This window comes from Bradyrhizobium sp. 159 (assembly GCF_023073795.1).
Classification (GTDB): Bacteria; Pseudomonadota; Alphaproteobacteria; order Rhizobiales; family Xanthobacteraceae; genus Bradyrhizobium.
Genome location: NZ_JADPKE010000009.1, coordinates 12,727 through 39,694 on the forward strand (window position 1 = coordinate 12,727; position 26,968 = coordinate 39,694).

The following is a 26,968-nucleotide window of genomic DNA, read 5'->3' on the forward strand; positions in this document are numbered from 1 at the left end:
GTCAAAAAGAAGTAGCGCTCAAGCGCAAGAAAACCGGCATGGGCTTGCCCTGCCGGTTGACGTCGGCCGCACGGATGGAGGTGTCTGTTACCAGTTCGGCGCTGGGGATGGATCGCTTGGGGACCACCACGCGGCTTCGTGGAGATCGCCGCGAACATATGCCTTCACGGTCCTTCCGAGCGCGTCGCGGATACCGCCATCCTTCCGATCGAAACCGAGCCCGGTCATGGCTGCCCTCATGTGCGCGTGATGCACCTTGGTAAGCTTGTTGATGCTCTCGGGACTATCGAACCCGACCAGCTTCCAAGCATCAACGACCTTGATCTTCAGTGGCACGTCCGGAATACGGCTCCCCAGAAGCTCCAGCCATGGACCAAAATCGGAGGCATCGCGAGTAATTTTCGCGGCGGCCGATTTCAGGTCGATCTCATCCAACCAGAGATTTTCATTGGGTTCCGCAGCGGCAGCCTCGGCCCACAGCTGATCGCGAGCTTCCGCGAGGCCGGGAGGGTCGATGTGGCTCGCCCTGACAATCCAGAACCGGCGATTGCCGGTGAGATCGGACAGGTATTGGCTTTCGTTGGTGGTACCGAAAAGGACGAATTGTCGGTCCCGCGTCACGGCGTAGCGGCCATATGCCAGCCTGGAACGATCCCGCGTCGTCGTGATGAACGATTTCACGCGATTTGTGTCGCGGCGGCCCATCCCATCCAGCTCGGGCATTTCGATGATCCAAGAGCCGGACGTCTTCTCAATCGTGGCCTTGGCGTCAGCGCCGACTTCAAGCTGATCGGTGAACCAGTTTTCGTCATGACACAGCGTGCGGATGAGAGAGGACTTTCCCAAGTCCTGAGCACCCTCCAAGACAAGCATGGCGTCAAACTTGCAGCCGGGCTGCATTACGCGACGCACAGCGGCAGACAGAATTTTGCGGCCGAATGCCCGATTGAGCGGCGTGTCTTCCGCCCCGGCATACTTCACGAGCCATTCATCCAGGCGCTCGACGCCGTCCCAGCGGAGGCTGGCGAGATAGTCGCGAACGGGGTGATAGGAGCACCGCTCACCAATCAGCGCCACCGCGTCAGCGATCTTGTCCTTCGCCGGCTCCTTGCCGTTGGCGGCATACGCGACTGTGAAGCGGATTTCGGCGAGGCGCTCATCCGTCATGGGGACGATGCCGCCCGCAAGGTGGATTTCAAGCTCACCCGACAGACGGTTAAGCTTCACGAACCACCCGCGACCCTCAAGCCACGCTTCGATCTCGACGTCAAACCGCTCGACCCCGAGTATCTGGCTGACGCGGCCGTTCTGATTATCCGCCCGTTTAAACTCAGTCACGTCCGACACGCGCACGGGCCTTGCAATAGCGGCCTGCACGGAAGGACCGGCAGGGATGGCAGTCTCTCCAGCCAGCACGGCCGGCGCTGGCGGCTTGGGCGGCGTCCACGGGCGGACGGTCTCGCGCATAAAGGTATCGAGCCGCGCCTTGTCCCACCCGTCGCGGATCGCATCGGCCACGTCCCACCCATTCGGCGGAGCGTCGCGCATGACATCCATCACGCGCACGGTCGCATTGATGCCGATCAACATCCCCGCAATCTCGTTCGCGGTCCCGAGGCCCGGCGCGTCGGCCTCCGGCCAGATAACGACGTTGCGCCCCGAGAGTGGCGACCAGTCGGTATGCTTCACGCCTTGCGTACCGCCCGCCCAGGACACGACAACCCGGCCCGTCTCGCCAGCGAGCGCGTCGCGGCACTTCTCGCCGCCGACGACGATTACTTGCTTTGCATCGCCGAGTGTCTCCAACCCATAGAGCGGGAAAACATCAAAAGGGGCGTTCATTATAGCCCCCAGCCCCCGGCAAGCTTACCGCACCGTAAGAGCTCTCGCCGCCGCCGTAGTTCAGGAGCCAGCCCGTACTTATCAATGTACGCAACGATCTTCTTACGCGCTCGCTGTCCGGGAGGCAGCCCAAAATCGTAATGAAGAAGTGCAGGAGTGAGATCAACCGCGTTAATTTTTGCATCAGGCGAAAGAACTTCGGTGCTCTCATCCGCAAAGACGCGGGCGATCGGTCGGCCTGCGCCGTCGATGATGACGCAATCGCCGCGAGTTTCAAAAACGACAGCGTTCGGGCAAAGCTGCCATTGCGCGGCCTTGAAATCGTTCGGATCGGTGCTCGCAATCCGTTCGGCCCCTCGACAAGCGAGCGGCATACTAATTCGCTGTGCGCCTCGTTCGCGCTCTATGGTTTGCAACATGATCTTGCTCGTGCTTGGTTGCATCGAGCGGAGCCTTGTTGTATAGATCGCAACGCCAATCACGATCTAAACGCGGTACCGCCCTGGTTTCGGAAACGAAGCCGGGGCTTTTCTTTGCCCCAGGATGCGGATCAGGCGGCTTCGCTGGTGGACCGCATCGGTTTGGACAGAACCGAGGCGGCATAGGCGTCGAGGTCGGCGTCCGTGTAGATCACGCGGGAAGGCCCGTCCTTACGAAAGACGGGCCCCCCCCTTTGCTCGCAAGTGTCGCGAGGTAGATGTACGAACGCTTTACGCCATGACGCTCCAACAGGTAGTTGGACGCCTCCTTGCGTGAGAAATACCGTGCGGCTTGATGCGGGTTGTTCATCGGTGTCGGCTCCGAGGTTAAGACCCGTGTTGAATATCGCGAGATAGTTGCTTCTTATAATTTCGGTTGGTTGGTTCATGCCGATTATAGAAAACAACTATCTCCGGTCATGAGTGCCTCGATTGGCCTCGACCGACCGGAGAACAATGTGAGCCGCACCCGACCAGCCGCCATCCCGCCGGGGTCATGGCCGCGCCGCATGCCCGCAGCATTTGCAGCAGGCTATTGCGGGGAATCCACGATAGAGGCATTCTTGCAGCGGGTTGGGAAGGAATACCCTCAGCCACGCGTACTGGAAGGGCGGCGAAAACTATGGCTGAGGGACGATCTGGACGCGGCGATAGCCCCGGGCGTGCCAGGCGACATCGCAGAGGATTTGTGACGTTGCAGCTCCCCCGCCATGTTCGGATCAAGAGGCTGAAATCCGGCGCAACGTCGTTTTACTACGAGGTGCCGACCAAATACCGAGGCATGAAGTGCCCCGTCCCGAGCGAGCCTCTGGGATTGGATTTCGCGCTCGCGTGCGAGAAGGCAAGCACCCTCAACGGGCTGTTCGATGAGTGGGATCAGCAGCGCAAGGGTCAGCCGATCGAGACACCAGCAGCGCCGAAGATCGGGACCGTTGATTGGCTATTCCGCGAATACAAACACAGCTTGGCCTACACCAAGAAAGTCGCTGTTCGATCACGACGAGACTATGAATGGGCAATGGCCCTGCTTTGCGACGCTCTGACGAAAAGCGGAGACAGAGTTGGGTCGAGGCCGATCAGGACCATCACGCCACGCGGTGCGGATAAGCTCTATCAGAAAATAGTCATTGGCCCGAACGGCCGTCGCGATCGCACGGCCGAGAAGGTCGTGAAGTTATGCCGCAAGGCGTGGCGTGTTGTGCACCGGCTGTTCCCCGACGAATTCGCAAAGGACGTGCCGAACCCCTGGTTGGGCGTCACACTCGAAAACCGCGTGAAGAAAGCGAAGCCGGCAGTCACGCGCGACGACGTCTATGACTTTGCACACGGCTGCATCGCCGCTGGTGAGCCCGAAATTGCCGCCGTGGCCGTGATCTGCTTCGAGTGGCTACAGCGCCCCGAGAACGTCATCGCCGGTCACATCAAATGGAGCGACTACCGCGCCCCGAGCGCGCCGACGATCGTCCGGGTGGCTCATCACAAGACCGGCACCGTCGCCCCTCACCCTCTTGAGGAAACGCTACCTGATGGCACTGTATTTAAGTTCTACGCTGACGCGGAGGAAGTGTTGGCAGCAGTGCCGCGACGCGGTGTGTCAATGATACTGCGCGAGGTGTCAGAAGGCATTGCCAAGCCGTTCGCCTTCCCGACGATGCAACACAAGGTCCAGCGCATGCGCAAGAAGCTCGGCCTTCCGGCGCACTTCACCATGGACGCTTGCCGGCATGGCGGCATGACCGAACTGGAGGAAGCGGAGTTGACGGACGGCCAGGGTCGCGCGCTGTCAACGCACAAGACCCAGCAGTCCTACGAGGGTTACGCCAAGCGCACCGCCAAGCGCATGCTGTCCGCGACGCGCAAGCGCCACGCGCACCGATTGGCAGAACAGAACGAACCGGGGGAATCCATTCGGAATGAGGCACCGGAAACCGTTCGGAATGGCGCCCCTGAACAAAGAAAGATTTCGACGTAATATCAACTGGCTGGGGCGGGAGGGATCGAACCTCCGAATGGCGGAATCAAAATCCGCTGCCTTACCGCTTGGCTACGCCCCAACTGGTGACCGGGGCGGGCGGAAGAACTGGCTACCGCAGATTCCCTCGGGTCGCAGCCGGTCTATAGGGAGCGGGGCGGCATTTCAACCGTCTGGAGGGGCAAAATACCGCGGCCTGGGAAGACCGGCCGAAGGATCCGCGTCTCGCTCTACTCTATTATGAGGCCCGACAACCGCCGGGCCCCCCGCCGGCCAGCGCCATCCGTTCCCGCCATTGAGACCGCCCCCGTTTCATGGGAATACGGCACCAATATTTGTCCACGGGAGTGAGCCATGACCTACCGCGCGCCGATCTCTGACATGCTGCTGTCGCTCAACCACGGCGCGGGGCTCAAGGCCGCCGTGGCGGCCGGCCATTACGGCGATTTCGACGCCGACATTGTCGCGGCCGTGCTGGAGGAAGCGGGGAAGTTCGCGTCCGACGTGCTGGCGCCGCTCAACCGCGTCGGCGACGAGCACGGCATCAAGCTGAGCGACGGCAAGGTCACGACCGCGCCGGGCTGGCCGGATGCCTACAAGCGTTGGACCGAGGGCGGCTGGAACGCCGTCTCGGGGCCGGAAGGCTTTGGCGGCCAGGGCCTGCCGCTCGCGATCAACGCCGCCTGCACCGAGATCTGGAGCGCAGCCAATGTCGCCTTCGGGCTCTGCCCGCTGCTGACGGCCTCCGCGATCGAGGCGCTGGAGGCACATGGCAGCGACGAGCTGAAAAAGATCTATCTTGAGAAGCTCGTCTCCGGCGTATGGACCGGCACGATGCAGCTCACCGAGCCGCAGGCCGGCTCCGACGTCGGCGCGCTGCGCACCCGCGCCGAGCGGCAGGCCGACGGCACCTATCGCATCAAGGGGACGAAGATCTTCATCACCTATGGCGAGCACGACATGACCGACAACATCGTGCATTTCGTGCTGGCGCGCCTGCCTGACGCGCCCGCCGGCACCAAGGGGATCTCGCTGTTCCTCGTGCCGAAGTTCATGGTCAACGAAGATGGCTCACTGGGGCAGCGCAACGACATCTATGCGAGCGGCGTCGAGCACAAGCTCGGCATCCATGCTTCGCCGACCTGCACCATGACCATGGGCGATCACGGCGGGGCGATCGGGTTCCTGATCGGCGAAGAGAACCAGGGCATGCGCTGCATGTTCACGATGATGAACCAGGCCCGCCTCGGCGTCGGCCTGGAGGGCGTCGGAGTCGCCGATCGCGCCTACCAGCAGGCGCTGTCCTACGCCCAGGAGCGCAAGCAGGGCCGCGCCGTCGGCAACAAGGGCGACGGCGCGGATGCGATCTTCGTTCATCCCGACGTCAAGCGCATGCTGATGCGGATGCGGGCGCAGACCGCCGCGGCGCGCACCATCTGCTATGCGACCGCGGTCGCGATCGACGTGTCCACCCGCGCCAACGACGCGAAGGTGCGGGCCGATGCGGCCGCACGCGCGGCGCTGCTGACGCCGATCGCCAAGGGTTATTCCACCGACATCGGCAACGAGGTCGCCTATCTCGGCGTGCAGGTCCATGGCGGCATGGGCTTCATCGAGGAGACCGGCGCGGCGCAGCATTATCGCGATGCCCGCATCACCGCGATCTACGAAGGCACCAACGGCATCCAGGCGATCGACCTCGTCACGCGCAAGCTCGCGGCCAATGGCGGCGCGTCGGTATGGGCGCTGCTCGACGAGCTCTCGGCCACCGTCAGCCAGGTCGAGGCTTCCAACGATCCCGCCTTCGGCACCACGGCCACCAAGCTGCGCGAGGCGCTGGACGCGCTGACGCGCACCAGCAAATGGCTTTTGGAGCGGGTTGCGTCCGCACCGAACGAGGCGCTCGCGGGAGCTACGCCCTATTTGCAGCAGTTCGGCGCCACGCTCGGCGGCTGCATGCTGGCCTCCGAAGCGCTCGCCGCCAAGGCCGACGGCATCACGGACGCCGCACGTTATGTCTCGCTCGCCCGCTTCTTCGCCGAGAACATCACCGTGCAGGCGCCTTCGCTCGAGCGCACGGTGACGGAGAGCGCGGAATCGGTTGCGGCGGCGGATGCGGTGCTGCTGGGATAAGGCGGCGGCTGCCTGCCCCACAACCAATGTGTCCCGGCCTTCGTCGGGACGGCACCGCGTTTTTGACGAGGACCTTCCCTTAATTCGCGAGTGGCTCGGTGCGGCCGCATCGTCACCGGACGGATGTCCCGCCGATGCCAGCGAGGTCCCGGCGGGCCGACCGATGAACGTCACGACCACCCGCAACACCAGCCCCATTATCGCGAGCGTGGCGGTCAGCATCGCGGAACGGAAGCCGATGCTGCCGGTCAGCGACAGCCGCTGCGGCAATCATCGATCGAGCAATCAGTCAAAGGAAACGGCACCAGGCGCGATCATGCCCCACAACCAGCAGTTTTTCAAGTGAACCATTGTAGCCCAATGTTGCAACGCGCGACAGCGCGTGACGATGCGGCCGGCGGCCTGTGCTGACGACACAAGATCGGGATCGAAAAGCTTGAGCAGCGCATTGGCACGCCTGCAAGATGATGTAGGCTGACCTTTCGTGAGACACGCCAAAGGCAAGCGCCGCGGCGACCGCAGGGGGCTCTCATGCCGAATGGCAATATCGTCGTCACCGAAGAGCGTGGAACGCGCGTGATCACCCTGCGTCGTCCGAGCAAGAAGAACGCGATCACGCAGGACATGTATCAGGAGATGAGCCGCGCGATCGACACCGCGCAGAACAACCCTGATATCCGCTGCATGATCATCACCGGTGGCTCCGGCGTGTTCACTGCCGGCGACGACATCGAGGATTTCCTGAAGGCCGACGCCTCGCACCCCGAAATGCTGTCGAACGGGGCCAAGTTTCTCTATTCGCTCGCCCTCAATGCCAAGCCGATCATCGCGGCCGTGGACGGCGTCTCGATCGGCATGGGCACCGTGATGTTGTTCCACTGCGACTATGTGCTCGCCTCGAACGCTGCAACCTTCTCCGCGCCCTACATCCATCTCGGGCTCGTCCCGGTCGGCGCGGCCAGCCTGCTGGTGCCGAACACGATGGGCTACCAGCGCGCCTTCGCGATGCTGGTGATGGGACGGACTTTTTCCGCCGCGGAGGCGCATGCCGCAGGCTTCGTCAACACCGTGGTCTCGCCCGGACACACCGAGGTCGAGGCGCGCAAGGTGGCGCGCGAGATCTGCCGGCTGCCGGCCGAGGCGGTCGCGACCTCGCGCAGACTGCTGCGCGCCGCGCCGGAGGAGTTGACCCGCCGCATCGACCAGGAAGCCCATTTGTTCGGCGAGCGGCTCAAGTCGGAAGAGGCGATTGCTGCGTTCAGCGCGTTTGCGAACAGGAAAAAGCGGTAGGGCGAGCACTCGGCTGTCACCCTCCCCTGGAGGGGGAGGGTCGCTCGCGCGAAGCGCGGGCGGGGTGGGGTGAGCCGCACGAAGACTCTCGCCGGGATACGAACCTCGCCAGCACCTGCTCACGGGATGGTCTGTCGCCCCGCCCCGGTTCGCATTTCATGCGAACCGACCTGCCCCCTCAAGGGGCGGGCGGGAGCGTGCGGCACGCGCGGTGCTTCAACAAAAGAGTTTCGTGAAATCTTTGCGCGGACCGACTAATCTCGTTCCATGCGATACCGATCCATCCTTGCCGCCCTCGCTCTCGCCAGCACCCTCCCCGCCTCAGCCGAGACCGCAGCCCCGGTCGAGCTGCGCATCCTCGCGATCAACGATTTCCACGGCAATCTGCGGCCTTCGCCAGGGGGCATTCGCATCAATGATCCCGAGGACAAGGCCAGGAAGGTGATGGTGGCGGCCGGCGGCGCCGAATACATGGCGACGCTGGTGAAGCAGCTGCGCGATGGACACAGGAACACGATCTTCGTCGCCGCAGGCGATCTGATCGGCGCGAGCCCGTTCCTGTCGGCGATGTTTCACGACGAGCCTTCAATCGAGTCGCTCTCGAAGATGGGTCTTGCGATTAGTTCGATCGGCAATCACGAATTCGACGAGGGCAAGGCCGAGCTCTTGCGGATGCAGAACGGCGGCTGCCATCCGGTCGACGGCTGCCAGGGGCCGCATCCCTTCACGGGCGCCAAATTCCACTATCTCGCGGCCTCGACCATCGAGACCGCGACCGGCAACAGCGTGCTGCCGCCGTACGAGATCAGGGAGTTCGACGGCGTTCCCGTCGGCTTCATCGGACTGACGCTGAAGGGCACTGCCGGCATCGTCTCGCCCGCCGGCATCGCCGGTCTCGAATTTCGCGACGAAGCCGAGACAGTCAATGCGCTCGTGCCGCAATTGAAGGGGCGTGGGGTGGAAGCGATCGTCGTGCTGATCCACGAAGGCGGCGAGCCCACCGGCGACTACAACGAATGTCCCGGCATCTCGGGTCCGATCGTCGACATCGTGAAGAAATTCGACCGGGCCGTCGACATCGTCGTCAGCGGCCACACCCACCGCGCCTATGTCTGCGATATCGATGGACGCCTCGTCACCAGCGGCGACAAATACGGCACGCTGGTCACCGCGATCGACGTCAAGCTCGATCCCGCAAGCCGCGACATCGTCAGCGCCAGGGCCGAGAACGTCATCGTCGCCAATGCCTCGCTTGCGAAAGATCCGGACCAGACCGCGCTGATCGAGGCGTACGACAAGCTGTCGGCGCCGATCGCCAACCGGCCGGCCGGATCGGTGACGCAGACGCTGTCGCGCATTCCGAACGAGGCCGGCGAAAGCGCGCTCGGCGACGTCATTGCCGATGCGCAATTGCTTGCAACCCGCGATGCCAAGGAGGGCGGCGCCGTGATCGCGCTCACCAATCCCGGCGGCATCCGCACCGACATCGTTCCCAAGGAGAACGGCGCGATCACATTCGGCGATGTCTTCGCCAGCCAGCCGTTTCGCAACCGCCTCGTCACCATGACGCTCACGGGCCGCCAGCTCAAGGACTTGCTCGAGCAGCAATGGTTGGACCCGAAGCGGCCACGGATCCTCCAAGTGTCGAACGGGTTCAGCTATGCCTGGGATGCGGCGAAGCCATTCGGCGAGCGCGTGATCGCCGACAGGATGAGTCTTGGCGGCAAGCCGATCGAAGCTGGAAGCAGCTACCGCGTCACCCTCAACGATTACCTCGCCGTCGGCGGCGACGGCTTTACCGTCGCCAAACAGGGCACCGCGCCACAGTATGGCGGTTACGACGCCGACGCGCTGTTCGCGTTCTTCCGAGCGCATGGGCCGATTGGACCGCTGCCGCCTACCCGCATCCTGCGCCTGAATTGATCCGGATCGAACGGGCCGGCCCGGGACCGCCCTTTGCCATTGCCGCCCAAACGCCTAGATTTGGGTTTTGCATTTGCGTTTTGGCGCCGGATGCGCCAAGCGACGCCAAGAGCCCGCATCCCATGAGGCCGACCTGATGAGCACGCTTCTCCTCTCCCACAAGGCCTGCCTCGACCACGTCACTCCGCCGGGACATCCTGAAAGGCCGGATCGCCTGCGCGCGGTGGAGGAAGCGCTGTCGCACGAGCGTTTCCAGTTTCTGGTGCGCGACCCGGCCCCGGAGGGTGATCTCGATCTGGTCACGCTGTGCCACAACGAGCATTACGTCACCGAGTTGCGCCACATCGCGCCGACCAGCGGCCAAGTCTACATCGACGGCGACACCTCGATGTCGCCGGGCACCTGGGAAGCGGTGATGCGCGGCGTCGGCGGCGCGGTCGCGGCAACCGAAGCGGTGATGACCGGCCAGCATCGCAACGCCTTCGTCGCGGTGCGCCCGCCCGGACATCACGCCGAGATCGGCAAGCCGATGGGCTTCTGCTTCTTCGACAATGTCGCTATCGCGGCGCGCCATGCGCAGCGCAAATACGGCATCAAGCGCGCAGCGATCGTCGATTTCGACGTGCATCACGGCAACGGCACGCAGGACATCTTCTGGTCGGACCCGACCGTGATGTACTGCTCGACGCACCAGATGCCGCTGTTCCCGGGCACCGGCGCCAAGAGCGAGCGCGGCGACCACGACACCATCGTCAATGCGCCACTCGCCTCGGAGGACGGCGGGCCGGAATTCCGTTCCGCGTTCGAGCATCTGATCCTGCCGCAGCTCGAAAAATTCAGCCCCGAGCTGCTCGTCATCTCAGCAGGTTTCGACGCGCATTACCGCGACCCGCTCGCCTCGCTGAACCTGCGCGCCGAGGACTATGCCTGGGTGACCCGCAAGCTGATGGACCTCGCCGACAAGACCGCAGGAGGCCGCATTGTTTCGGTGCTCGAGGGCGGCTATGACCTGCAAGGACTGAAAGAATCTGTTACGGCGCATGTCGGCGCCCTGATGGGCGCGTGACGCACCCGCCACATTAAGCCCGCAAAATTCTGCTTTTTCTCATGTGAAGCGAACCGGGCAATCGGAAACGGATATGGCCGAAAACACCCAAATCGACGTCTCCAGGCTCACCTTCGAGCGCGCGATCGAGGAACTCGAAACGATCGTGAAGCGGCTCGAAGACGGCAAGGTGCCGCTCGAGGAATCCGTGACGATCTATGAGCGCGGCGAGGCCCTGAAGCGCCGCTGCGAGGATCTACTGCGGCAGGCCGAGGCGCGGGTCGACAAGATCACCACCGATGCCAGCGGCCAGGCCACCGGCACCGCGCCGCTCGACGTCCAGTAAGCTAAAGGCCTCCCTCGGTTTCTGACCGCTGTAATAGGGCAGGTTTGGAGCGTAGCTGCACCTTTCGTGATCGCACCCTCGCCGTCCATGAACGTGGGCTCCAGCCGGTGCGGCCGGTACCGGAATCCGGGTCCTGAGAGACCAAAAAAGACCCGATTCTGGCCAAAAAAGCCCGCGAAGGATCCGGCAGGCCCGGAACCCTGCGTCACGGGCCGCAGTTAACCACTCCGGCCCGCCGGCTGCACCTGCATACCCCCAATCGGCCCAGCGGGTTGGCTTTGGCCCAAGGTTTGGTGTAAAGCTGCGCGGAGTGTGGCTTTTTGTAAGCCTTGCGTGGGCATTGATTACCGACGACAAGGGCTTCAAACTGCTAAAGAATTGGCTGGGACGGGCGAAGCCGATCTAAGTGACAGGGATCACAGAGACTGAACCGGAGCGCACTTAAGCTTACCTAAGCTGAAGACGGGGCTTGCCCCATGCAGGTGGCTCCGACGGTTTGAGGACTCGCGCTGCGCCGATATTGAGCAAACCCATCGCGCACCGGAATGACCTTCCGGCGCTGACAAATTGGAAATCGCCGTGAACGCATACAGTAAAACGCCGCTTCTCGACACCATCCGGACGCCGGAAGACCTGCGCAAGCTGAAGATCGAGCAGGTTCGCCAGGTCGCCGACGAGCTGCGGCAGGAGACGATCGATGCCGTCTCGGTGACCGGGGGTCACTTCGGCGCGGGTCTCGGCGTCGTCGAACTCACGACCGCGATCCATTACGTCTTCGACACGCCGCGCGACCGGCTGATCTGGGACGTCGGCCATCAGGCCTATCCGCACAAGATCCTCACCGGCCGGCGCGACCGCATCCGCACGCTGCGCACCGGCGGCGGCCTGTCCGGCTTCACCAAGCGCAGCGAGAGCGATTACGATCCGTTCGGCGCGGCGCATTCCTCGACCTCGATCTCGGCCGGCCTCGGCATGGCCGTGGCGCGCGATCTCTCTGGCGGCAAGAACAACGTGATCGCCGTGATCGGTGACGGCGCGATGTCGGCGGGCATGGCCTACGAGGCCATGAACAATGCCGGTGCGATGAACTCGCGCCTGATCGTCATCCTCAACGACAACGACATGTCGATCGCGCCGCCGGTCGGCGCCATGAGCGCCTATCTGTCGCGCCTCTACTCCGGCAAGACCTATCGCACGCTGCGCGATGCGGCCAAGCAGATCAACAAGCGCCTGCCCAAGATCATTGCCAACCGCGCCAACCGTGTCGAGGAGTACTCCCGCGGCTTCATGATGGATGGCGGCACGCTGTTCGAGGAGCTCGGCTTCTATTACGTCGGTCCGATCGACGGTCACAATCTCGATCACCTTCTGCCCGTGCTGAAGAACGTGCGCGACATGGAGGAAGGACCGATCCTGGTCCACGTCGTGACGCAGAAGGGCAAGGGCTATGGCCCGGCGGAAGCGTCCGCCGACAAGTACCACGCCGTCGTCAAGTTCGACGTCGCGACCGGCACGCAGGCCAAAGCCAAGCCGAACGCGCCGGCCTACCAGAACGTGTTCGGCCAGAGCCTCGTCAAGGAAGCGCAGAAGGACGACAAGATTGTCGCCATCACGGCGGCCATGCCGTCGGGCACTGGCGTCGACATCTTCAACAAGGCGTTCCCCGACCGCACCTTCGACGTCGGCATCGCCGAGCAGCATGCGGTGACGTTCGCCGCCGGTCTTGCGACCGAAGGCTACAAGCCGTTCTGCGCGATCTACTCGACCTTCCTCCAGCGCGGCTACGACCAGATCGTGCATGACGTCGCAATCCAGAGCCTGCCCGTCCGCTTCGCCATCGACCGCGCAGGCCTGGTCGGCGCCGACGGCGCGACGCATGCCGGCTCGTTCGACAACGCCTATCTCGGCTGCCTGCCGAACATGGTGATCATGGCGGCGGCGGACGAGGCCGAGCTCGTGCATATGGTGGCGACGCAGGTCGCGATCGACGACCGTCCGAGCTCGCTGCGCTATCCGCGCGGCGAAGGCCGCGGCATCGAGATGCCCGAGGTCGGCATCCCGCTCGAAATCGGCCAGGGCCGCATGATCCGCCAGGGCAGCAAGATCGCCCTGCTCTCGTTCGGCACGCGCCTCGCCGAATGCGAGAAGGCGGCCGACGAGCTCGCAGCCCACGGCCTGTCGACCTCGATTGCGGATGCGCGCTTCATGAAGCCGCTCGACACCGAGCTGGTGCTCAAGCTCGCCCGCGACCATGAGATCCTGATCACGATCGAAGAAGGCTCGATCGGCGGCTTCGGCTCGCATGTCGCCCAGTTCCTGACCGATCAGGGCGTGCTGGACACCGGCATGGTCAAGTTCCGCTCGATGGTGCTGCCCGACGTGTTCCTGGATCACGATACGCCCGCCGCGATGTACGCCCGCGCCGGTCTCGACGCCAAGGGCATCGTCGCCAAGGTGTTCGAAGCGCTCGGCAAGGACGTCAAGGCCGAGACGGTCAAGCTGGCTTGATGCTCACCTCTCCCGCTTGCGGGAGAGGTGACGCGTCGGGTGAGGGCTCTTTCCTCTCGGGGGTTCTCGATCGAAGACACCCTCTCCCCAACCCTCCCCGCAAGCGGGGGAGGGAGCAGAGCACGCCCCGCGGCTCGGGTCTCGATCCACGATTTTCGGGCTTTATCTCCCATGAAAATCTATCTTGCAGGCCCCGACGTATTCCTGCCGGACGCGATCGAGATCGGCCGCCGCAAGATCGATATCTGCACGGCTCACGGTCTCACCGGCCTCTATCCGCTCGACAACGCGATCGACCTCGCCGCGCCCGACGCTTCGCGGCAGATCTTTTGTGGCAACGAGGCGATGATGAACGAGGCCGACGCCATCATCGCCAATCTCACGCCGTTCCGCGGCGCAGGCGCCGATCCCGGCACCGTCTACGAGCTCGGCTACATGGCCGGGCGGCGTAAACTCTGCCTCGCCTATTCCAATGACGGCGCCGCCTATGCCGACCGCGTCGGCCGTTTCATGGACGTTACCTCCGAGGACGGACGGCTGGTCGATGCGCAGGGACTGACGGTCGAGGATTTCGGCCTCGTCGACAACCTCATGATGATCCATGCGCTGGAGCGGCATGGCTGCCCGCTGGTGACGCCGGCCGAGATGCCGATCGATGTCTGGCACGATCTCGCCGCTTTCGAGGCTTGCGTCCGGATGGCGGCTGCGCGATTGATCGCTACATAAGCAGCTCAGTCGTGCCCATGAGAGCGTAATGTCCACTCCCCGCAAGCGCGCGGACGTATTGCTGGTCGAGCGCGGCTTGTTCGAAAGCCGGGCGCGGGCGCGCGCGGCGATCGAGGCCGGGCTGGTCACGGCCGACGACAAGCAGGTGACCAAACCATCGGAGACGATCGCCGAGGACGCGGTGATCCAGGCCGAGCCGGCCCACCCCTATGTTTCCCGCGGCGGCGTCAAGCTCGCCGGCGCGCTGGAGCATTACCCGATTGAAATCGAGGACCATGTCTGCCTCGACGTCGGCGCCTCCACCGGCGGCTTCACCGAGGTGCTGCTGGCGAACGGGGCCAGCCTAGTGTTCGCCATCGACGTCGGCACCAGCCAGTTGCATCCCTCGCTGCGCGATCATCCCAAGATCGTGTCGATGGAGGAGACCGACATTCGGTCCTACGAAGGCAAGCGCCTGCCGGCGCGGCCCGATATCGTCGTCATCGACGTCAGCTTCATTTCGCTCAAGGCGGTGCTGCCGGTGGCGCTGTCGCTGGCAGCGGCGCCCATGAGCCTGCTGGCGCTGATCAAGCCCCAATTCGAGGCCGACCGGAAGCACAACAAGAAAGGCATCATCCGCGACACCACCGTGCACCGGGAGATCTGTGACGACATCGCAGCGTTCGCGGCCTCGCTCGGCTGCACCGACATCGAGGTGTTTCCGTCATCGATCACGGGCGGTGACGGCAACATCGAATTCTTCCTGGGCGCGCGGCGTGGTTGAGCGCCTGACGATCGATCATATCGGCCATCGCGGCGATGGCGTCTCGCTGGCGACGGGCGAAGCGATCTATGTGCCCTATACGCTTCGAGGCGAGACCGTCGAGGTCGATCATGCCGCAGGCCATCATCCCGATCGCCGCAAGCTGCTCGCGGTGGACGTCGCAAGCCCCGAGCGCATCGAGCCGTTCTGTCCGCATTTCGGCGTCTGCGGCGGCTGCGCCATCCAGCATTGGGCGGCTGAGCCCTATCGCGCCTGGAAGCGCGGCATTGTGGTCGAGACGCTGGCGCAGGCGGGCGTGGAATGCGAAGTGGCGCCGCTGGTCGATGCGCACGGCGCCGGCCGCAGACGCATCACGCTGCACGGCCGGTTCGGCACGCATGACATCCTCAAGGTCGGCTTCTCCGCGACGAGCTCGCACGACGTCATTCCGATCCATCGCTGCCCCATCCTCGATCCCGCGCTCGCCGGCGCGCTCGATGCCGCCTGGGCGCTCGCCGAGCCGCTGACGTCCAAGATGCCCGTGACGAAACCGCTCGACATCCAGGTCACCGCCACGGCCAACGGCCTCGACGTCGACGTGCGCGGCTCCGGCCGGCTGCCGACGCCGCTGGTCACGGCGCTGTCGCGCGTCGCCGAGCAGCACCGCTTGGCACGGCTGACCCGGCATGGCGAGCTGGTGCTGCAACGCCTGCCGCCCACGGTGAAGATGGGCCGCGCGGAGGTGACGCTGCCGCCGGGCTCGTTCCTGCAGGCGACGGTGGTGGGCGAAGAGACGCTGGCCGCGCTCGTCGCCGAGCGCGTCGGCAAGGCCAAGGAGGTTCTCGACCTCTTCTGCGGCGTCGGGCCGTTCGCGTTGAGGCTGGCCGAGAAGGCGCGCGTCACCGCCTATGACAGCGACGCCGGCGCGATCGCCGCGCTCGCGAAAGCGGCGCGCACGCCCGGCCTGAAGCCAATCAAAGCCCAGCCACGCGACCTGTTCCGCCGCGCCCTAGTACCGCAGGAGCTGCGCGACTTCGACGCGGTGGTGTTCGATCCACCGCGCCAGGGCGCGCAGGCCCAGGCGCTGAAGCTCGCCGCAAGCAAGGTGCCCATCGTGATCGCCGTGTCCTGCAACGTCGCGACCTTTGCCCGCGATGCGCGACTGCTGATCGACGGCGGCTACCGGCTGGACGCGGTGGTGCCGGTCGACCAATTCCGGCACACGCCGCATGTGGAGCTGGTTGCGCGGTTTACGCGCTAAAGCGCAATGAGAGCAGGATAAATCGCCGCGCTTTAGGTCTTGTTTTGAGCATGATCTTTTCGGAAAACCGCTGCGCACTTTTCCGGATCATGCTCTAGCGCCGCAGGCCGCCCAATGCGGGCGACTCGCCGGGGAGCATCGAGGAGTTGATGTCGCTGTCCATGCGTCCCGATTGCTGCTGGCTGAAACCGGCGCCGAACGACAGGCTGAGATTGGGGGTCGGCTTGAACTCGACACCCGCGAACGCACCATAACCGGGTGCGGCGTTGGAGGTGAGCGGCGCCAGCGAGCTGCCGATGCCGTTGCCGTACTTCAAGGTGTCGAAACCGGCGAAGAACGTGACAGGCAAACCACCTGCCGCTTTGGTGGCGTAGCCGAACTGCGTGCTGTCATAGGACAGCGCGCTGAAATTGCCGGCCGAGCCGGCCTGGTTGAAGCCGCTCAAACCAAAATTGCCGCGCTCGCTGCCAACAAAGAAACCATTCGCATAGCTGGTGCGCCACCCCGCATCGCCGGCATTGAAGCTTGAGAAGCCGCCGTAAGTATCGGAGCTCTGGCCGGCACCTCCACTGAGGCCGAAAGGCCCGCCGGGGATCCAATATCTCAGCGGCGCAACTTGCGCATGAGCCGGTGCGCCGGTCAGGCAGAGCACTGCGAGAGTTGCAAGTGCACATGAAGCTGCGAGGTTGAACATTCAGATGACCGTCAAGAGTTTTGCAAATTATACTCGTCGAACATGACCAATGCCAGCGGAGCGATCCGGCCGACGTCACGGCGCGGGGCTCCCGGAGAGTTGCACCTGATGTTCGCCGATCCCTTGCTCACCCCGCCTGACACCCATTCTTGCGGAGGTACCGGGCGTTCAGGCCGTGGTGCTCGGCGGCTCACGCGCGTGGGGTAACGTGCATCCCTCCTCCGACTACGACGTCGGGCTATGCCGAGCTCGCGGCCGCACGTACGCACGTAACGAGCGGACCCACGTCGCGGGATGCCTCTACAGGATGAGGCGCAAGGGGGCTTGAGGACGTTCGTGGAGCGGCCACCGAAATGGTGAGAGGCAGCTTTCAGGCGGTCTTGTCGACCGAAGACGAGGAGTCCGCCGGCGGATATTTCGTCACCGGCACCATGAAAGATTTTGTGCCGACCTGATAGATGACCTTGCCATTCTGTCCGTCGTCGGTTGCGATCTGCGCCTGCCCGAACATGATGACGTTCTTGTAGACGGTGCCGGTGCCCTGGCGGGTGACGCCGTCGGTGGTGACGCTGACCTGGGCTTCTTTGCCGTTGACCGAGAGCACCTTGAAGCTCGCGCTCTTGCCGTTATCGCTGGAATAGCCGCCCCAGCTTCCCATGAGGCGGCTGTCGGAAGCCGGCGGTTCCTGCTTCTCGAGATTGGCGGTCTGCTTGCCAGCGCCGCCCGCCGAGAACAACAGCACCATGCTCTTACCGTCCTTGGTGCCCACCGTGACCCCGCCAAAGGTGATCAGCGAGCCATTGACCTCGGCAAAGCCCCGCTCGGTTTGCCCGTTATGGGTGTACTCGACCTGCGCCCGGGCACCGCGGATGTTCACGACCTTGAAGCCGACGGGCTGGTTGTTGCCGACCCAATTGCCCTTCCATTCACCGAGCAACTTGCTCTGGTGAAAGACTCGCTCATTGGCGGGCGAAATCTGGCTGCTGCTCGACGTGACGATGGCCATAGTCTGCTCGGTGGACGGGTTCGACGAACCCGCTCTCGATCGCGCCCGACAGCAGGGTCAAAACAGCAATCGGGAACGAACTGAAACAATCGGATTAGGGCCATGTGCCGGTTAACGAGCGGTTAAATTCAACCGTCGGGTGGGATGAGGCGAAAGGTCCCAATCGCGCTATTAGCGGCCCCAGCGGTCCGACCAGATCTTCTCGCCGATCATGCAATTGACGCGCGGCTCCTTGTCCGCAACCCGCATCACGGGGCGCTCCGGCCTGCGGCCGGCGACCTCCATCAGCAGCTTGGTGCGGATCGCTTCCTTGAACTTGTCGCGGTCCTTGATCGTGATGACGAAAGAGCCGGGACCGCCGATGACGCAGTCCTCGTAGTAGAAATCGAGATTGTCGATATCCATGGTCGAATAGGACGGCTCCTTGACCATGATCGGCAGACCGTTGATGACGATGCCCTTCTCCAGCGCGGCATCGCGCGCCACCGTGACCGGGCCGCCATTGTTGTTGGGGCCGTCGCCGGAAATGTCGATCACGCGACGCAAGCCCCGGTAGGGATCCTCGTCGAACAGCGGCATCGCGAATGTGATCGCGCCGGAGATCGAGGTGCGCGAGGCGCGCCGGATCGGCGTCTTCATGATCTCGGCGGCGACCGCATCCGCGGTCTCGGGGCCGTCGACCAGCCGCCAGGGGATGATGATCTTCTGGTCGCTGGAAGCGGCCCACTCGAAATAGGTCACGGCGATGCGGCCGTTCGGACCGAGCTTCAGTGCCTGGAGGAATTCCTTCGACTGGATTGCCTGCGCGTAGCCTTCGCGCTGGATCGCGAGCTCGTCCATGTCCATGGAGTAGGACACGTCGACGGCGAGGATCAGTTCGACGTCGACCGCCTGCGCATCCTTGTCGGCAACCGGCCGCTGCGCCTGGTTCTCGGGCAGCTCGAATTTTGGTCCTGGCGCCGCGATGCCCGCGACGTCCCCTCCGGCAAGCACGCCGGCCACCAGTACAGCCCCGATCGAGAACAGCAAGCGCATCGCACCAGTCTCCCGTCGTATGACGCGATGGTGACATGCAATCGCCTTGCCGCAAAGTGCGAAGATCGCTTGCGCTTCACATTCGAGTTAGGATCGGCCCAACGCAAAGCTGCCGCGCTGTTGCCGCGCTCGCGCCGCCGGAACACCAGCGATCACATACGCACCGTCACTCCGGGGCGCCTCGCAGAGCCGAGCCCGGAATGTCGAGATTCCGGGGTCTCGCTCGCGAGCCTTGGTTCGCGATCCTTGGAATGACAGGTGTAATGATGTGGTGTGTAGGGACACTTCCCGCCCACTTGTCCGGCGCAATTTCCATGCTAGGCTGGACGCACAGATGGGGATGGAGTCCCCCGACAACCGCCCGGCGGTCGATGATCGTAGTGGGCTGATGACTCCTGCTTGAGGTGGGGCAATCTTTAGGCCTCCGCCTTTGGTGGGAGCATGGACCAACCCGCCGATGGCGGGTTTTTTGTTGCCTGGTGACGAAGGCCAGCAAGCCAGGGCAGGAGAAGGCGAAGACGTGACGACGACGACACCGAATGCTGAGCGCGCCTCACTGCCCAGGGGAATCTGGGTGCTCGGCTTCGTCTCGATGCTAATGGACATCTCCTCCGAGATGATCCATGCGCTGCTGCCGGTCTATCTCGTCACCGTGCTCGGCGCCTCCACGCTCACGGTCGGTTTCATCGAGGGCATTGCCGAGGCGACCGCCTCGATCACGAAAATCTTCTCCGGCGCCCTGTCGGACTGGCTCGGTCGGCGCAAGCTGCTCGCCGCGCTCGGCTATGGGCTAGCCGCCTTCACCAAGCCGCTGTTTCCGCTCGCGTCGAGCGTCGGGTGGCTGGTGGCGGCGCGCTTCATCGATCGCGTCGGCAAGGGCATTCGCGGCGCGCCGCGCGATGCCCTGATCGCCGACATCGCTCCCATCGGCCTGCGCGGCGCGAGCTTTGGCCTGCGACAATCGCTCGACACGATCGGTGCCTTCGTCGGGCCGCTCGCGGCCATCGGCCTGATGTGGTGGACGGCGGACAATTTTACGATCGTGTTCTGGGTTGCGGTGCTGCCGGCCTTCCTGTCCTTTGGACTGATCGCACTTGCCGTGCACGAGCCGGCGGATCCGAGCCGGGAGCCTGCGAAGAACCCGCTCAATCTTGCCGCGATGCGGCAGCTCGGATCCGTCTACTGGCGCGTCGTCGCGGTCGGCATCGTCTTCACGCTCGCGCGCTTCAGCGAGGCCTTCCTGATCCTGCGCGCACAGAACATCGGGCTCAATGCGATGTGGGTGCCGGCGGTGCTGGTGCTGATGAACGTCGCTTATGCGCTTTCGGCCTATCCGGCCGGCGTGCTGTCGGACCGGATCAACCGGACCGGCCTGCTGGCGCTCGGCCTGGTCTTCCTTGCCGGCGCCGACCTCGCGCTGGCACTGCTCCCGAGCCTTGCAGGCCTCGCGCTGGGCGTCGTGCTGTGGGGGCTGCATATGGGATTGACGCAAGGCCTGCTCTCGGCCCTCGTCGCCGACGCCGCGCCGCCGAGCCTGCGCGGCACCGCGTTCGGCTATTTCAACCTGTTCACGGGTCTGGCACTGCTGGCCACGAGCGTGATCGCCGGCGCGTTGTGGGATGCCTATGGTCCGGCAGGCACGTTTCTGGCAGGGCTCGGCTTTGCGCTGATCTCGCTCATAGGACTGCTTGCCGTCGGCAACGGTCTGGCAGCGGAGCAGAAATGATGACGGGGAGCTTTTCGTCGTGCTGAGTGGAGTGCTTGCGATCATGATCGGGAGCGTGCTCGGCGGCTGCGCGCGCTATTTCGTGTCCGGTGCGATCGCGCGGCGGCTGGGCGAGACGTTTCCGTGGGGTACCATGACGATCAACGTCACCGGCGCCTTCCTGATCGGCATTCTTGGGGCGCTCGCGGCCCATCCCGGCTCGGTGTTCGCCACGCCCAACCCTTGGCTGTTCGCGGTGACCGGCTTTCTCGGCTGCTACACCACAGTGTCCTCGTTCAGCCTGCAAACCCTGACGCTGGCGCGGAGCGGCGAGCCAATGCACGCACTCGGCAATGTCGTGTTCTCGGTCGGGCTGTGCCTCGCCGCCGTTAGTTGCGGCTTTCTCCTTGCGGACAGTCTTGGAGGATAGCAGCACATGACCGTCCCCTCCTCCGCCGATCGCTGGCGTAGCGCGATACTCTACGCCTGGGTTGCCGCCGGCAGCATCGTCGGCGGGCTGACCCGCTATCTCGTCGGTCTCGCGCTCGACACCGGGCCGGGCTTTCCCTTCGCCACGCTGTTCATCAACGCGACGGGATCGCTGATCATCGGCTTCTACGCCACGCTGACCGGTCCCGATGGCCGCGTGCTGGCGCGGCCCGAGCACCGGCAGTTCGTCATGACCGGGTTTTGCGGCGGCTACACCACGTTCTCGGCGTTCAGCCTGGAGACCTTCCGCTTGGTCCACGGCGGCATGAAATACACGGCACTTGCCTATGTCGCGGCGTCCGTCGTCTGCTGGCTGGTGTCGGCATGGCTCGGGCATATGATGGCGAGCCGCACCAACCGCTTGACAAGGAGCTGACCATGCAAGTCCCCGCTCAGGCAGTTTCGCTCCGGATCTTCATCGGCGAGAGCGACCATTTCGACGGCAAGCCGCTCTATGAAGCAATCGTGATGACGGCGCGCGAGCGGCACCTCGCCGGCGCCACCGTGCTGCGCGGTCCGATGGGCTTCGGCAAGTCGAGCCGGCTGCACACGTCGAAGATCCTGCGACTTTCCGAAGACCTGCCGCTGCTGATCGAGATCGTCGACAGCGAGGACAACATCAACGCATTCCTGCCCATCCTGGATGGCATGATGTCGAGCGGGCTGATCACCTTGGAGAAGGTGCAAGTCCTGCAATATGGTGCGAAGGTCGCGAGCTGATCGCTCCAGCAGGAACCCGAGCCCGCCGTGTCCGGGAGGCGGAATGAACGACACCGTTACCACACCGAAAACCAGGACGAAGACCAAGGTCGAGCGACCACGGCTGCACAAGGTCATCCTGATCAATGACGACTACACGCCGCGCGAATTCGTCACGATGGTGCTCAAGGCCGAGTTCCGCATGACCGAGGATCAGGCCTACAAGGTGATGATCACCGCCCACAAGCTGGGCGCTTGCGTCGTCGCAGTGTTCACCAGGGACGTCGCCGAGACCAAGGCGACGCGCGCCACCGATGCCGGACGCGCCAAGGGCTATCCGCTGCTGTTCACCACTGAGCCGGAGGAATAAGGCTCAGCTCACCAGCGCATGCGTTTCTTCTGCCAACCCGTACACGCGCTGCGCCTTTGAAAATCCTGCGATCGGAAATTCGCCGAGCTCGTGCCAGTCGTGGTGGCAGATATTGGCAAAACCCTCCGAGGCGACGACAGTCCGCCCCAGGCGCCCCGTGATCTTCTCCAGCCGGGCCGCGAGATTGACGGCGGGGCCAATGCAGGTGAAGTCCAGCCGGTTGCCGCCGCCGATATTGCCGTAGAGGATGTTGCCGACGTGCAGCGCGACGCCGAAACGGAAGCGCTCGACGGCATCCCCGACCGGAAACGCGAGCGACTCCACGCTGGCGCGCGCTTCGCGCGCGGCCTCCAGCACGCGCGCGCAGACATGGGCGGCGTCGCCGACATATTCATCGATCGGAAACACCGCGAGCAGGCCGTCGCCCATGAACTTCAGCACCTCGCCGCCATACCCCCGGATCGCGGTGACCTGGCAGTCGAAATAATGGTTGAGGATCGCGACCACCGTCTCGGCCGGCAGCCGGTCCGACAGCGCGGTGAAGCCGCGCAGGTCCGAGAGCCAGATCACCGCCTGCATGGTGTCGGTGTGGCCACGGCGGATCTGGCCCCCGAGAATGCGCGCGCCGGCGCGGTTGCCGACATAGGTATCGAGCAGCATCTCGGCGGTGCGGCGCAGGCTGATGATCTCGCTGACGCGCGCCAGCGGCGCTATGATGGTTCGGATCGCCGCGATGTCGTCGTCGCTGAAGCCGCCGGGATGCTGCGTGACCCAGCTCGTCGCGTGGATGGAGCCATCGAGAAACGGCACCGGCACCGCGATGTAGTCGGTCGCGCCTTCGGCACGCATGTCGTCGAGGAACGGAAATCGCTTGCTGTCGGGATCGCTCGCGCGTCCCCTGACCTCCAGCCCCTGCTCGAACACGATGCGGAGCGGGCTGCGGGCGAATTCTGGCGTGTCCAGAATATCGAAATCGACGCTGCCGATTTCGACCTCCTCGTCCTGCCGCCATATGAAGTTGCGACCGAAGATTTCCGGATGCAGCGTGCGGATGAAGATACCGAACCGCCACAGCGGCAGGCCGGCCGCGACCAGACGTTCGCAGAAATCGGCGATCATCTCGGCCGGCTCTTGCGACGACCAAGCGCCGTCGATCAGCCAGTTGGTAATGCGCTGGAGCTCGGAGCTGTTCATGTCCGCATTTGCGGACGAAGTTGTGGGCCCGTCAAGCTGCGCGGAAAGCTAGTGCTGCGACACGAACGCCGGCGGCGGCGTTCACCTCTACCCGTCGGGGAGAGGTGAAAAACTAGCGTCCCACCTGCCCGCGATCGCGCAAAAAGTGATCGGCCAGCACGCAGGCCATCATGGCCTCACCGACGGGGACGGCACGGATGCCGACGCAGGGGTCATGGCGGCCCTTCGTGAAGATCTCGGTATCAGCGCCCTTGCGATCGACCGTGAGACGCGGCTGGAGGATCGACGAGGTCGGCTTCACTGCGAAGCGCACCACCACCGGCTGTCCGGTGGAGATGCCGCCCAGAACGCCGCCGGCATGGTTGGAGAGAAAGCGCGTGCCGTCGTTGCCGGTGCGCATCTCGTCGGCGTTCTCCTCGCCGGCGAGCTCGGCCGCGCCAAAGCCGGCGCCGATCTCGACGCCTTTCACGGCGTTGATGGTCATCATCGCGGCCGCCAGATCGGAGTCGAGCTTGGCATAGATCGGCGCGCCAAGGCCCGCTGGCACGCCTTCGGCGACAACCTCGATCACCGCGCCGATCGAGGAGCCGCTCTTGCGGATGCCGTCGAGATAGGTCTCGAAGAAGGTCGCCTTGTCCTTGTCGGGACAGAAGAACGGATTTTTCCCGATCTCGTCCCAGTCCCATTTGGTGCGGTCGATCTTGTGCGGGCCCATCTGCACCAGCGCGCCGCGCACCCTGACGTCGGGCAGCACTTTTCGCGCGATCGCACCGGCGGCAACGCGCGTCGCGGTCTCGCGCGCCGAGGAGCGCCCGCCACCGCGATAGTCGCGCAGGCCGTACTTCGCCTCATAGGTGAAGTCGGCATGACCGGGCCGAAACTTGTCCTTGATCTCGGAATAGTCCTTCGAGCGCTGGTCGGTGTTCTCGATCAGGAGCCCGATCGGGGTGCCCGTCGTCACCTGCACGCCGGTCTCTGGATGCGCCATCACGCCGGACAGGATTTTCACGTGGTCCGGCTCCTGGCGCTGGGTGGTGAAGCGCGACTGGCCGGGCCGGCGGCGGTCGAGGTCGCCCTGGATGTCGCTCTCGCTGAGCGGGATCATGGGAGGACAGCCGTCGACTACGCAGCCGATCGCCACCCCGTGGCTCTCGCCGAAGGTGGTGACACGGAACATGTGGCCGAAGGTGTTGAAGGACATGCTTGGCTGTCGCCTGTGCTTAGTTTTATATAAACGTTGTATGTCAACGTCGTAGCCCCGAGGGCCACGGCATGCAACCCTAGTTCCGTTATTCCGGGGCAATGCAGAGCATCGAACCCGGAATCGCGAGATTCCGGGTTCGCCCTTCGGGCGCCCCGGAATGACGAAAATCTCGCCTAACTGAACTTCTCCAGCCGGCCGCCGCGGAACACGTAGACGGCGCCCTGCTGGATATAGAGATCGGCCGCGCTGGCGGGGGTCTCGATGCCCAAAGCCACCATCAGGGCCCGGCAGGTGCCGCCATGAGCGACCGCGACGGTATCGACCAGAAGCGACTCGTACCAATCGAGGACGCGCAGCTGTACGGCCGCATAGGTCTCGCCGCCAGCGGGCGCGACCGTCCATTTGTCGGCGAGGCGCCTTGCATAGACATCGGGATCGGAGGCCTCGCTTTCGGCCAGTGTCAGCCCCTCCCACGTGCCGTAGCCAATCTCCCGCAGGCGGTCGTCGAGCGAGTAATCGGTGAGCGGCAATTCAAGCTTGCGGCGGACCAGTTCCATGGTCTGGCGCGCACGCCCGAGCGGGCTCGAGACGTAGGGCAGCGCCGACTTGTCCTTGCCGTCGCGCCTGAACAGATCGGCCAGAACGTCAGCCGCGTGCACGGCCTGGCTGCGGCCACGTGCGTTCAGCGGGACGTCCTGGGTGCCCTGAAGCCGCCCGAGCGCGTTCCACTCGGTCTCGCCGTGGCGAAGAAAGTAGATCGTAGGCACGGGCATTGCCGCTGAAAGTTAGTCCTTGCCACCCAGCGAGATATCAGGCGCGTCCGGGCGCTTCATGCCGAGCACGTGATAGCCGGAATCGACGTGGTGAACCTCGCCGGTCACGCCGCGCGACAAGTCGGAGAGGAAATACAGCGCGCTGCCACCGACATCTTCGGTCGAAACGTTGCGCCGCATCGGTGCGTTGTACTCGTTCCACTTCAGGATATAGCGGAAATCGCCGATGCCGGACGCGGCGAGCGTCTTGATGGGACCTGCCGAGATCGCGTTGACGCGGATGTTCTTCTCGCCGAGATCGGCGGCGAGATAGCGCACGCTGGCTTCCAGCGCGGCCTTGGCCACGCCCATGACGTTGTAATGCGGCATCCATTTCTCGGCACCGTAATAGCTGAGCGTGATGAGCGAGCCGCCGTCCGTCATCAGCTTCTCGGCGCGCTGCGCCACCGCGGTGAATGAGTAGCAGGAGATCAGCATCGACTTCGAAAAATTCTCCTGCGTGGTGTCGACATAGCGGCCATCGAGCTGCTCGCCATAGGCGATCGCGTGCACCAGGAAGTCGATCTTGCCCCATTTCTCCTTCAGCACCGCGAAGGCGGCGTCGATGGTGGCAGCGTCGGTGACGTCGCAATGGCCGAGCACGAGACCGCCGACCTCCGCGGCGAGCGGCTCGACGCGCTTCTTCAGCGCATCGCCCTGATAGGTGAAGGCGAGCTCGGCACCGGCCGCGCGGCATGCCTTGGCGATGCCCCAGGCGATCGAGCGGTTGTTGGCAACGCCGAGGATCACGCCCCGTTTGCCCTGCATCAGACCTGAATTCTGCGCCATTTCTCAACGTCCCATCGAGCGGGTTAAGGTCTGGAGGTACACCAGCCCTCCTTCGCGGTACAGTCCTAATACACGGCGTTTACGCTGTTTCGAGCGCCGGAATAGCCGTTTCATTCGGGTGTTATGATCGTTGAGGCGCTCGCGCCGGACACCGGGACGTGAAAACCGCAATGAATGCGTTTCGCCAGAGTGTGGAAGCCATGATCCCGGCGTTGCGCCGCTATGCCCGCGCGCTCACGCGCGACGGGGATGCGGCCGACGATCTGGTGCAGGATACGTTGGTGCGCGCGCTGCGCTCCGAGCGCTTGTTCCTCGGAGGCGACGTCAGGAGCTGGCTCTACACGATCCTGACCAACCTCAACAAGAACCGGCGGCGCTCACTGGCGAGGCGTCCGCAATTGATGCCGCTGACGGAAAACAACCCGGACGCCAGCGGGACCGAGGCCGAAGGGCGCGATATCGAGAAGGCGCTGGCCACCCTCGTCGAGGAGCAGCGTTCGGTGCTGCTGCTGGTGATGCTGGAGGGCATGAGCTATCGCGAGGTCGCCGACATCCAGGGCGTGCCGATCGGCACCGTGATGTCGCGCCTGGCGCGCGCCCGCGCCCACGTCAAAGCCTCGCTGAACGGCCAGCGCCCGGCGCTCAGGCGGGTGAAATGATGGCAGAGTTGATGCATCGCGTGTTGTCCGCCCACACGCCGATGG

General features: G+C 64.3%; 26 protein-coding genes, 1 tRNA gene and 1 riboswitch. Of the genes, 17 read left to right on the forward strand and 10 right to left on the reverse strand.

Translation table 11 applies throughout. The annotated features are described in order from the left end of the window. Nucleotides 1-87: 87 nt before the first annotated feature. Together IVA96_RS01770 and IVA96_RS01775 are read right to left on the reverse strand one after the other, a co-directional pair. Nucleotides 88-1,842, reverse strand: a complete 1,755-nt coding sequence (locus IVA96_RS01770; RefSeq protein WP_247415132.1) for a virulence-associated E family protein — start codon at nucleotides 1,840-1,842, stop codon at nucleotides 88-90. Then, nucleotides 1,842-2,261 (reverse strand): hypothetical protein, encoded by a 420-nt coding sequence (locus IVA96_RS01775; protein WP_247415134.1) that lies wholly within the window; start codon nucleotides 2,259-2,261, stop codon nucleotides 1,842-1,844. Before IVA96_RS01775 ends, IVA96_RS01770 begins: the two co-directional genes overlap by 1 nt. Nucleotides 2,262-3,015: 754 nt before the next feature. Between IVA96_RS01775 and IVA96_RS01780 the strand changes: the two genes are divergently transcribed. Further along, nucleotides 3,016-4,293: a hypothetical protein gene (locus IVA96_RS01780; RefSeq protein ID WP_247415136.1), complete on the forward strand. Its 1,278-nt coding sequence runs from the start codon at nucleotides 3,016-3,018 to the stop codon at nucleotides 4,291-4,293. A gap of 7 nt (nucleotides 4,294-4,300) precedes the next feature. On the opposite strand, the gene IVA96_RS01785 is transcribed toward IVA96_RS01780, so the two are convergent. Then, nucleotides 4,301-4,375: transfer RNA gene (locus IVA96_RS01785), tRNA-Gln, on the reverse strand. A 272-nt stretch (nucleotides 4,376-4,647) separates the two neighbouring features. On the opposite strand from IVA96_RS01785, the gene IVA96_RS01790 reads away from it, so the two are divergent. From IVA96_RS01790 to IVA96_RS01835, 10 genes are all read left to right on the forward strand, one after another. After that, nucleotides 4,648-6,426, forward strand: a complete 1,779-nt coding sequence (locus tag IVA96_RS01790; protein ID WP_247415138.1) for an acyl-CoA dehydrogenase — start codon at nucleotides 4,648-4,650, stop codon at nucleotides 6,424-6,426. A gap of 163 nt (nucleotides 6,427-6,589) precedes the next feature. Further along, nucleotides 6,590-6,772, forward strand: a complete 183-nt coding sequence (locus IVA96_RS01795; protein WP_247279199.1) for a hypothetical protein — start codon at nucleotides 6,590-6,592, stop codon at nucleotides 6,770-6,772. Between the two features lie 185 nt (nucleotides 6,773-6,957). After that, nucleotides 6,958-7,716, forward strand: coding sequence for an enoyl-CoA hydratase-related protein (locus IVA96_RS01800; protein ID WP_247415139.1), 759 nt, complete (start codon nucleotides 6,958-6,960; stop codon nucleotides 7,714-7,716). A gap of 267 nt (nucleotides 7,717-7,983) precedes the next feature. Next, nucleotides 7,984-9,639 carry a bifunctional metallophosphatase/5'-nucleotidase gene (locus tag IVA96_RS01805; protein ID WP_247415142.1) on the forward strand — a complete coding sequence of 552 codons (1,656 nt, stop codon included), beginning with the start codon at nucleotides 7,984-7,986 and terminating at the stop codon, nucleotides 9,637-9,639. A 136-nt stretch (nucleotides 9,640-9,775) separates the two neighbouring features. After that, the gene (locus IVA96_RS01810) at nucleotides 9,776-10,705 is read left to right on the forward strand and encodes a histone deacetylase family protein (protein WP_247415144.1); all 930 of its coding nucleotides are present in this window, start codon (nucleotides 9,776-9,778) and stop codon (nucleotides 10,703-10,705) included. 73 nt (nucleotides 10,706-10,778) lie between these two features. Beyond that, nucleotides 10,779-11,030, forward strand: coding sequence for an exodeoxyribonuclease VII small subunit (locus tag IVA96_RS01815; RefSeq protein ID WP_008551229.1), 252 nt, complete (start codon nucleotides 10,779-10,781; stop codon nucleotides 11,028-11,030). 579 nt (nucleotides 11,031-11,609) lie between these two features. Further along, nucleotides 11,610-13,538, forward strand: a complete 1,929-nt coding sequence (dxs, locus tag IVA96_RS01820; RefSeq protein WP_247415146.1) for a 1-deoxy-D-xylulose-5-phosphate synthase — start codon at nucleotides 11,610-11,612, stop codon at nucleotides 13,536-13,538. A gap of 171 nt (nucleotides 13,539-13,709) precedes the next feature. Further along, the gene (locus tag IVA96_RS01825; RefSeq protein ID WP_247415148.1) at nucleotides 13,710-14,264 is read left to right on the forward strand and encodes a nucleoside 2-deoxyribosyltransferase; all 555 of its coding nucleotides are present in this window, start codon (nucleotides 13,710-13,712) and stop codon (nucleotides 14,262-14,264) included. A 28-nt stretch (nucleotides 14,265-14,292) separates the two neighbouring features. Beyond that, nucleotides 14,293-15,027 (forward strand): TlyA family RNA methyltransferase, encoded by a 735-nt coding sequence (locus IVA96_RS01830; RefSeq protein ID WP_247415149.1) that lies wholly within the window; start codon nucleotides 14,293-14,295, stop codon nucleotides 15,025-15,027. After that, nucleotides 15,020-16,267, forward strand: a complete 1,248-nt coding sequence (locus tag IVA96_RS01835; protein ID WP_247415150.1) for a methyltransferase — start codon at nucleotides 15,020-15,022, stop codon at nucleotides 16,265-16,267. Before IVA96_RS01830 ends, IVA96_RS01835 begins: the two co-directional genes overlap by 8 nt. 94 nt (nucleotides 16,268-16,361) lie before the next feature. On the opposite strand, the gene IVA96_RS01840 is transcribed toward IVA96_RS01835, so the two are convergent. The 3 genes from IVA96_RS01840 to IVA96_RS01850 all read right to left on the reverse strand — a co-directional run bounded on the left by IVA96_RS01840 (nucleotide 16,362) and on the right by IVA96_RS01850 (nucleotide 19,002). Beyond that, nucleotides 16,362-16,961, reverse strand: a complete 600-nt coding sequence (locus IVA96_RS01840) for a hypothetical protein (protein ID WP_247415151.1) — start codon at nucleotides 16,959-16,961, stop codon at nucleotides 16,362-16,364. Between the two features lie 370 nt (nucleotides 16,962-17,331). Beyond that, nucleotides 17,332-17,967, reverse strand: coding sequence for a hypothetical protein (locus IVA96_RS01845; RefSeq protein WP_247279191.1), 636 nt, complete (start codon nucleotides 17,965-17,967; stop codon nucleotides 17,332-17,334). Nucleotides 17,968-18,138: 171 nt separating this feature from the next. Further along, complete coding sequence (locus IVA96_RS01850; RefSeq protein WP_247279190.1) at nucleotides 18,139-19,002, reverse strand: DUF1194 domain-containing protein; 864 nt, start codon at nucleotides 19,000-19,002, stop codon at nucleotides 18,139-18,141. A 327-nt stretch (nucleotides 19,003-19,329) separates the two neighbouring features. Beyond that, nucleotides 19,330-19,407: riboswitch (Fluoride riboswitch) on the forward strand. Nucleotides 19,408-19,522: 115 nt separating this feature from the next. On the opposite strand from IVA96_RS01850, the gene IVA96_RS01855 reads away from it, so the two are divergent. From IVA96_RS01855 to clpS, 5 genes are read left to right on the forward strand one after another with little or no spacing between them, the layout of a single operon-like run. Beyond that, nucleotides 19,523-20,728, forward strand: a complete 1,206-nt coding sequence (locus tag IVA96_RS01855; protein WP_247415154.1) for an MFS transporter — start codon at nucleotides 19,523-19,525, stop codon at nucleotides 20,726-20,728. Nucleotides 20,729-20,747: 19 nt separating this feature from the next. Continuing rightward, nucleotides 20,748-21,137 carry a fluoride efflux transporter CrcB gene (crcB, locus tag IVA96_RS01860; RefSeq protein ID WP_247415156.1) on the forward strand — a complete coding sequence of 130 codons (390 nt, stop codon included), beginning with the start codon at nucleotides 20,748-20,750 and terminating at the stop codon, nucleotides 21,135-21,137. A 6-nt stretch (nucleotides 21,138-21,143) separates the two neighbouring features. Continuing rightward, the gene (gene crcB / locus IVA96_RS01865) at nucleotides 21,144-21,572 is read left to right on the forward strand and encodes a fluoride efflux transporter CrcB (RefSeq protein WP_247415157.1); all 429 of its coding nucleotides are present in this window, start codon (nucleotides 21,144-21,146) and stop codon (nucleotides 21,570-21,572) included. A gap of 2 nt (nucleotides 21,573-21,574) precedes the next feature. Continuing rightward, nucleotides 21,575-21,916, forward strand: a complete 342-nt coding sequence (locus IVA96_RS01870) for a DUF190 domain-containing protein (protein ID WP_247415159.1) — start codon at nucleotides 21,575-21,577, stop codon at nucleotides 21,914-21,916. 43 nt (nucleotides 21,917-21,959) lie between these two features. Beyond that, a complete protein-coding gene (clpS, locus tag IVA96_RS01875; protein WP_247415161.1) occupies nucleotides 21,960-22,265 on the forward strand; it encodes an ATP-dependent Clp protease adapter ClpS in 306 nt (101 codons plus the stop codon). A 3-nt stretch (nucleotides 22,266-22,268) separates the two neighbouring features. Here clpS and IVA96_RS01880 read toward each other — a convergent pair whose 3' ends face one another. The 4 genes from IVA96_RS01880 to fabI all read right to left on the reverse strand — a co-directional run bounded on the left by IVA96_RS01880 (nucleotide 22,269) and on the right by fabI (nucleotide 26,264). After that, a complete protein-coding gene (locus tag IVA96_RS01880; RefSeq protein WP_247415163.1) occupies nucleotides 22,269-23,459 on the reverse strand; it encodes an adenylate/guanylate cyclase domain-containing protein in 1,191 nt (396 codons plus the stop codon). A 112-nt stretch (nucleotides 23,460-23,571) separates the two neighbouring features. Continuing rightward, nucleotides 23,572-24,660, reverse strand: coding sequence for a chorismate synthase (gene aroC, locus IVA96_RS01885; protein WP_247415165.1), 1,089 nt, complete (start codon nucleotides 24,658-24,660; stop codon nucleotides 23,572-23,574). A 176-nt stretch (nucleotides 24,661-24,836) separates the two neighbouring features. Next, the gene (locus IVA96_RS01890) at nucleotides 24,837-25,436 is read right to left on the reverse strand and encodes a histidine phosphatase family protein (protein WP_247415167.1); all 600 of its coding nucleotides are present in this window, start codon (nucleotides 25,434-25,436) and stop codon (nucleotides 24,837-24,839) included. A gap of 12 nt (nucleotides 25,437-25,448) precedes the next feature. Next, nucleotides 25,449-26,264 (reverse strand): enoyl-ACP reductase FabI, encoded by an 816-nt coding sequence (gene fabI / locus IVA96_RS01895; RefSeq protein WP_247303219.1) that lies wholly within the window; start codon nucleotides 26,262-26,264, stop codon nucleotides 25,449-25,451. A gap of 170 nt (nucleotides 26,265-26,434) precedes the next feature. On the opposite strand from fabI, the gene IVA96_RS01900 reads away from it, so the two are divergent. Further along, entirely contained in the window at nucleotides 26,435-26,923 is a 489-nt protein-coding gene (locus IVA96_RS01900; RefSeq protein WP_247415169.1) for a sigma-70 family RNA polymerase sigma factor, read from the forward strand. Nucleotides 26,924-26,968 lie beyond the last annotated feature (45 nt).

Excerpts from the sequence above, each read along its gene's own strand:
- IVA96_RS01770 (WP_247415132.1), bottom strand. The coding sequence starts at position 1,842 with ATGAACGCCCCTTTTGATGTTTTCCCGCTCTATGGGTTGGAGACACTC.
- IVA96_RS01775 (WP_247415134.1), bottom strand. The coding sequence starts at position 2,261 with ATGTTGCAAACCATAGAGCGCGAACGAGGCGCACAGCGAATTAGTATG.
- IVA96_RS01790 (WP_247415138.1), top strand. The coding sequence starts at position 4,648 with ATGACCTACCGCGCGCCGATCTCTGACATGCTGCTGTCGCTCAACCAC.
- IVA96_RS01795 (WP_247279199.1), top strand. The coding sequence starts at position 6,590 with ATGAACGTCACGACCACCCGCAACACCAGCCCCATTATCGCGAGCGTG.
- IVA96_RS01800 (WP_247415139.1), top strand. The coding sequence starts at position 6,958 with ATGCCGAATGGCAATATCGTCGTCACCGAAGAGCGTGGAACGCGCGTG.
- IVA96_RS01805 (WP_247415142.1), top strand. The coding sequence starts at position 7,984 with ATGCGATACCGATCCATCCTTGCCGCCCTCGCTCTCGCCAGCACCCTC.
- IVA96_RS01810 (WP_247415144.1), top strand. The coding sequence starts at position 9,776 with ATGAGCACGCTTCTCCTCTCCCACAAGGCCTGCCTCGACCACGTCACT.
- IVA96_RS01815 (WP_008551229.1), top strand. The coding sequence starts at position 10,779 with ATGGCCGAAAACACCCAAATCGACGTCTCCAGGCTCACCTTCGAGCGC.
- IVA96_RS01825 (WP_247415148.1), top strand. The coding sequence starts at position 13,710 with ATGAAAATCTATCTTGCAGGCCCCGACGTATTCCTGCCGGACGCGATC.
- IVA96_RS01830 (WP_247415149.1), top strand. The coding sequence starts at position 14,293 with ATGTCCACTCCCCGCAAGCGCGCGGACGTATTGCTGGTCGAGCGCGGC.
- IVA96_RS01840 (WP_247415151.1), bottom strand. The coding sequence starts at position 16,961 with ATGTTCAACCTCGCAGCTTCATGTGCACTTGCAACTCTCGCAGTGCTC.
- IVA96_RS01845 (WP_247279191.1), bottom strand. The coding sequence starts at position 17,967 with ATGGCCATCGTCACGTCGAGCAGCAGCCAGATTTCGCCCGCCAATGAG.
- IVA96_RS01850 (WP_247279190.1), bottom strand. The coding sequence starts at position 19,002 with ATGCGCTTGCTGTTCTCGATCGGGGCTGTACTGGTGGCCGGCGTGCTT.
- crcB (WP_247415157.1), top strand. The coding sequence starts at position 21,144 with ATGACCGTCCCCTCCTCCGCCGATCGCTGGCGTAGCGCGATACTCTAC.
- IVA96_RS01870 (WP_247415159.1), top strand. The coding sequence starts at position 21,575 with ATGCAAGTCCCCGCTCAGGCAGTTTCGCTCCGGATCTTCATCGGCGAG.
- clpS (WP_247415161.1), top strand. The coding sequence starts at position 21,960 with ATGAACGACACCGTTACCACACCGAAAACCAGGACGAAGACCAAGGTC.
- IVA96_RS01880 (WP_247415163.1), bottom strand. The coding sequence starts at position 23,459 with ATGAACAGCTCCGAGCTCCAGCGCATTACCAACTGGCTGATCGACGGC.
- aroC (WP_247415165.1), bottom strand. The coding sequence starts at position 24,660 with ATGTCCTTCAACACCTTCGGCCACATGTTCCGTGTCACCACCTTCGGC.
- IVA96_RS01890 (WP_247415167.1), bottom strand. The coding sequence starts at position 25,436 with ATGCCCGTGCCTACGATCTACTTTCTTCGCCACGGCGAGACCGAGTGG.
- fabI (WP_247303219.1), bottom strand. The coding sequence starts at position 26,264 with ATGGCGCAGAATTCAGGTCTGATGCAGGGCAAACGGGGCGTGATCCTC.
- IVA96_RS01900 (WP_247415169.1), top strand. The coding sequence starts at position 26,435 with ATGAATGCGTTTCGCCAGAGTGTGGAAGCCATGATCCCGGCGTTGCGC.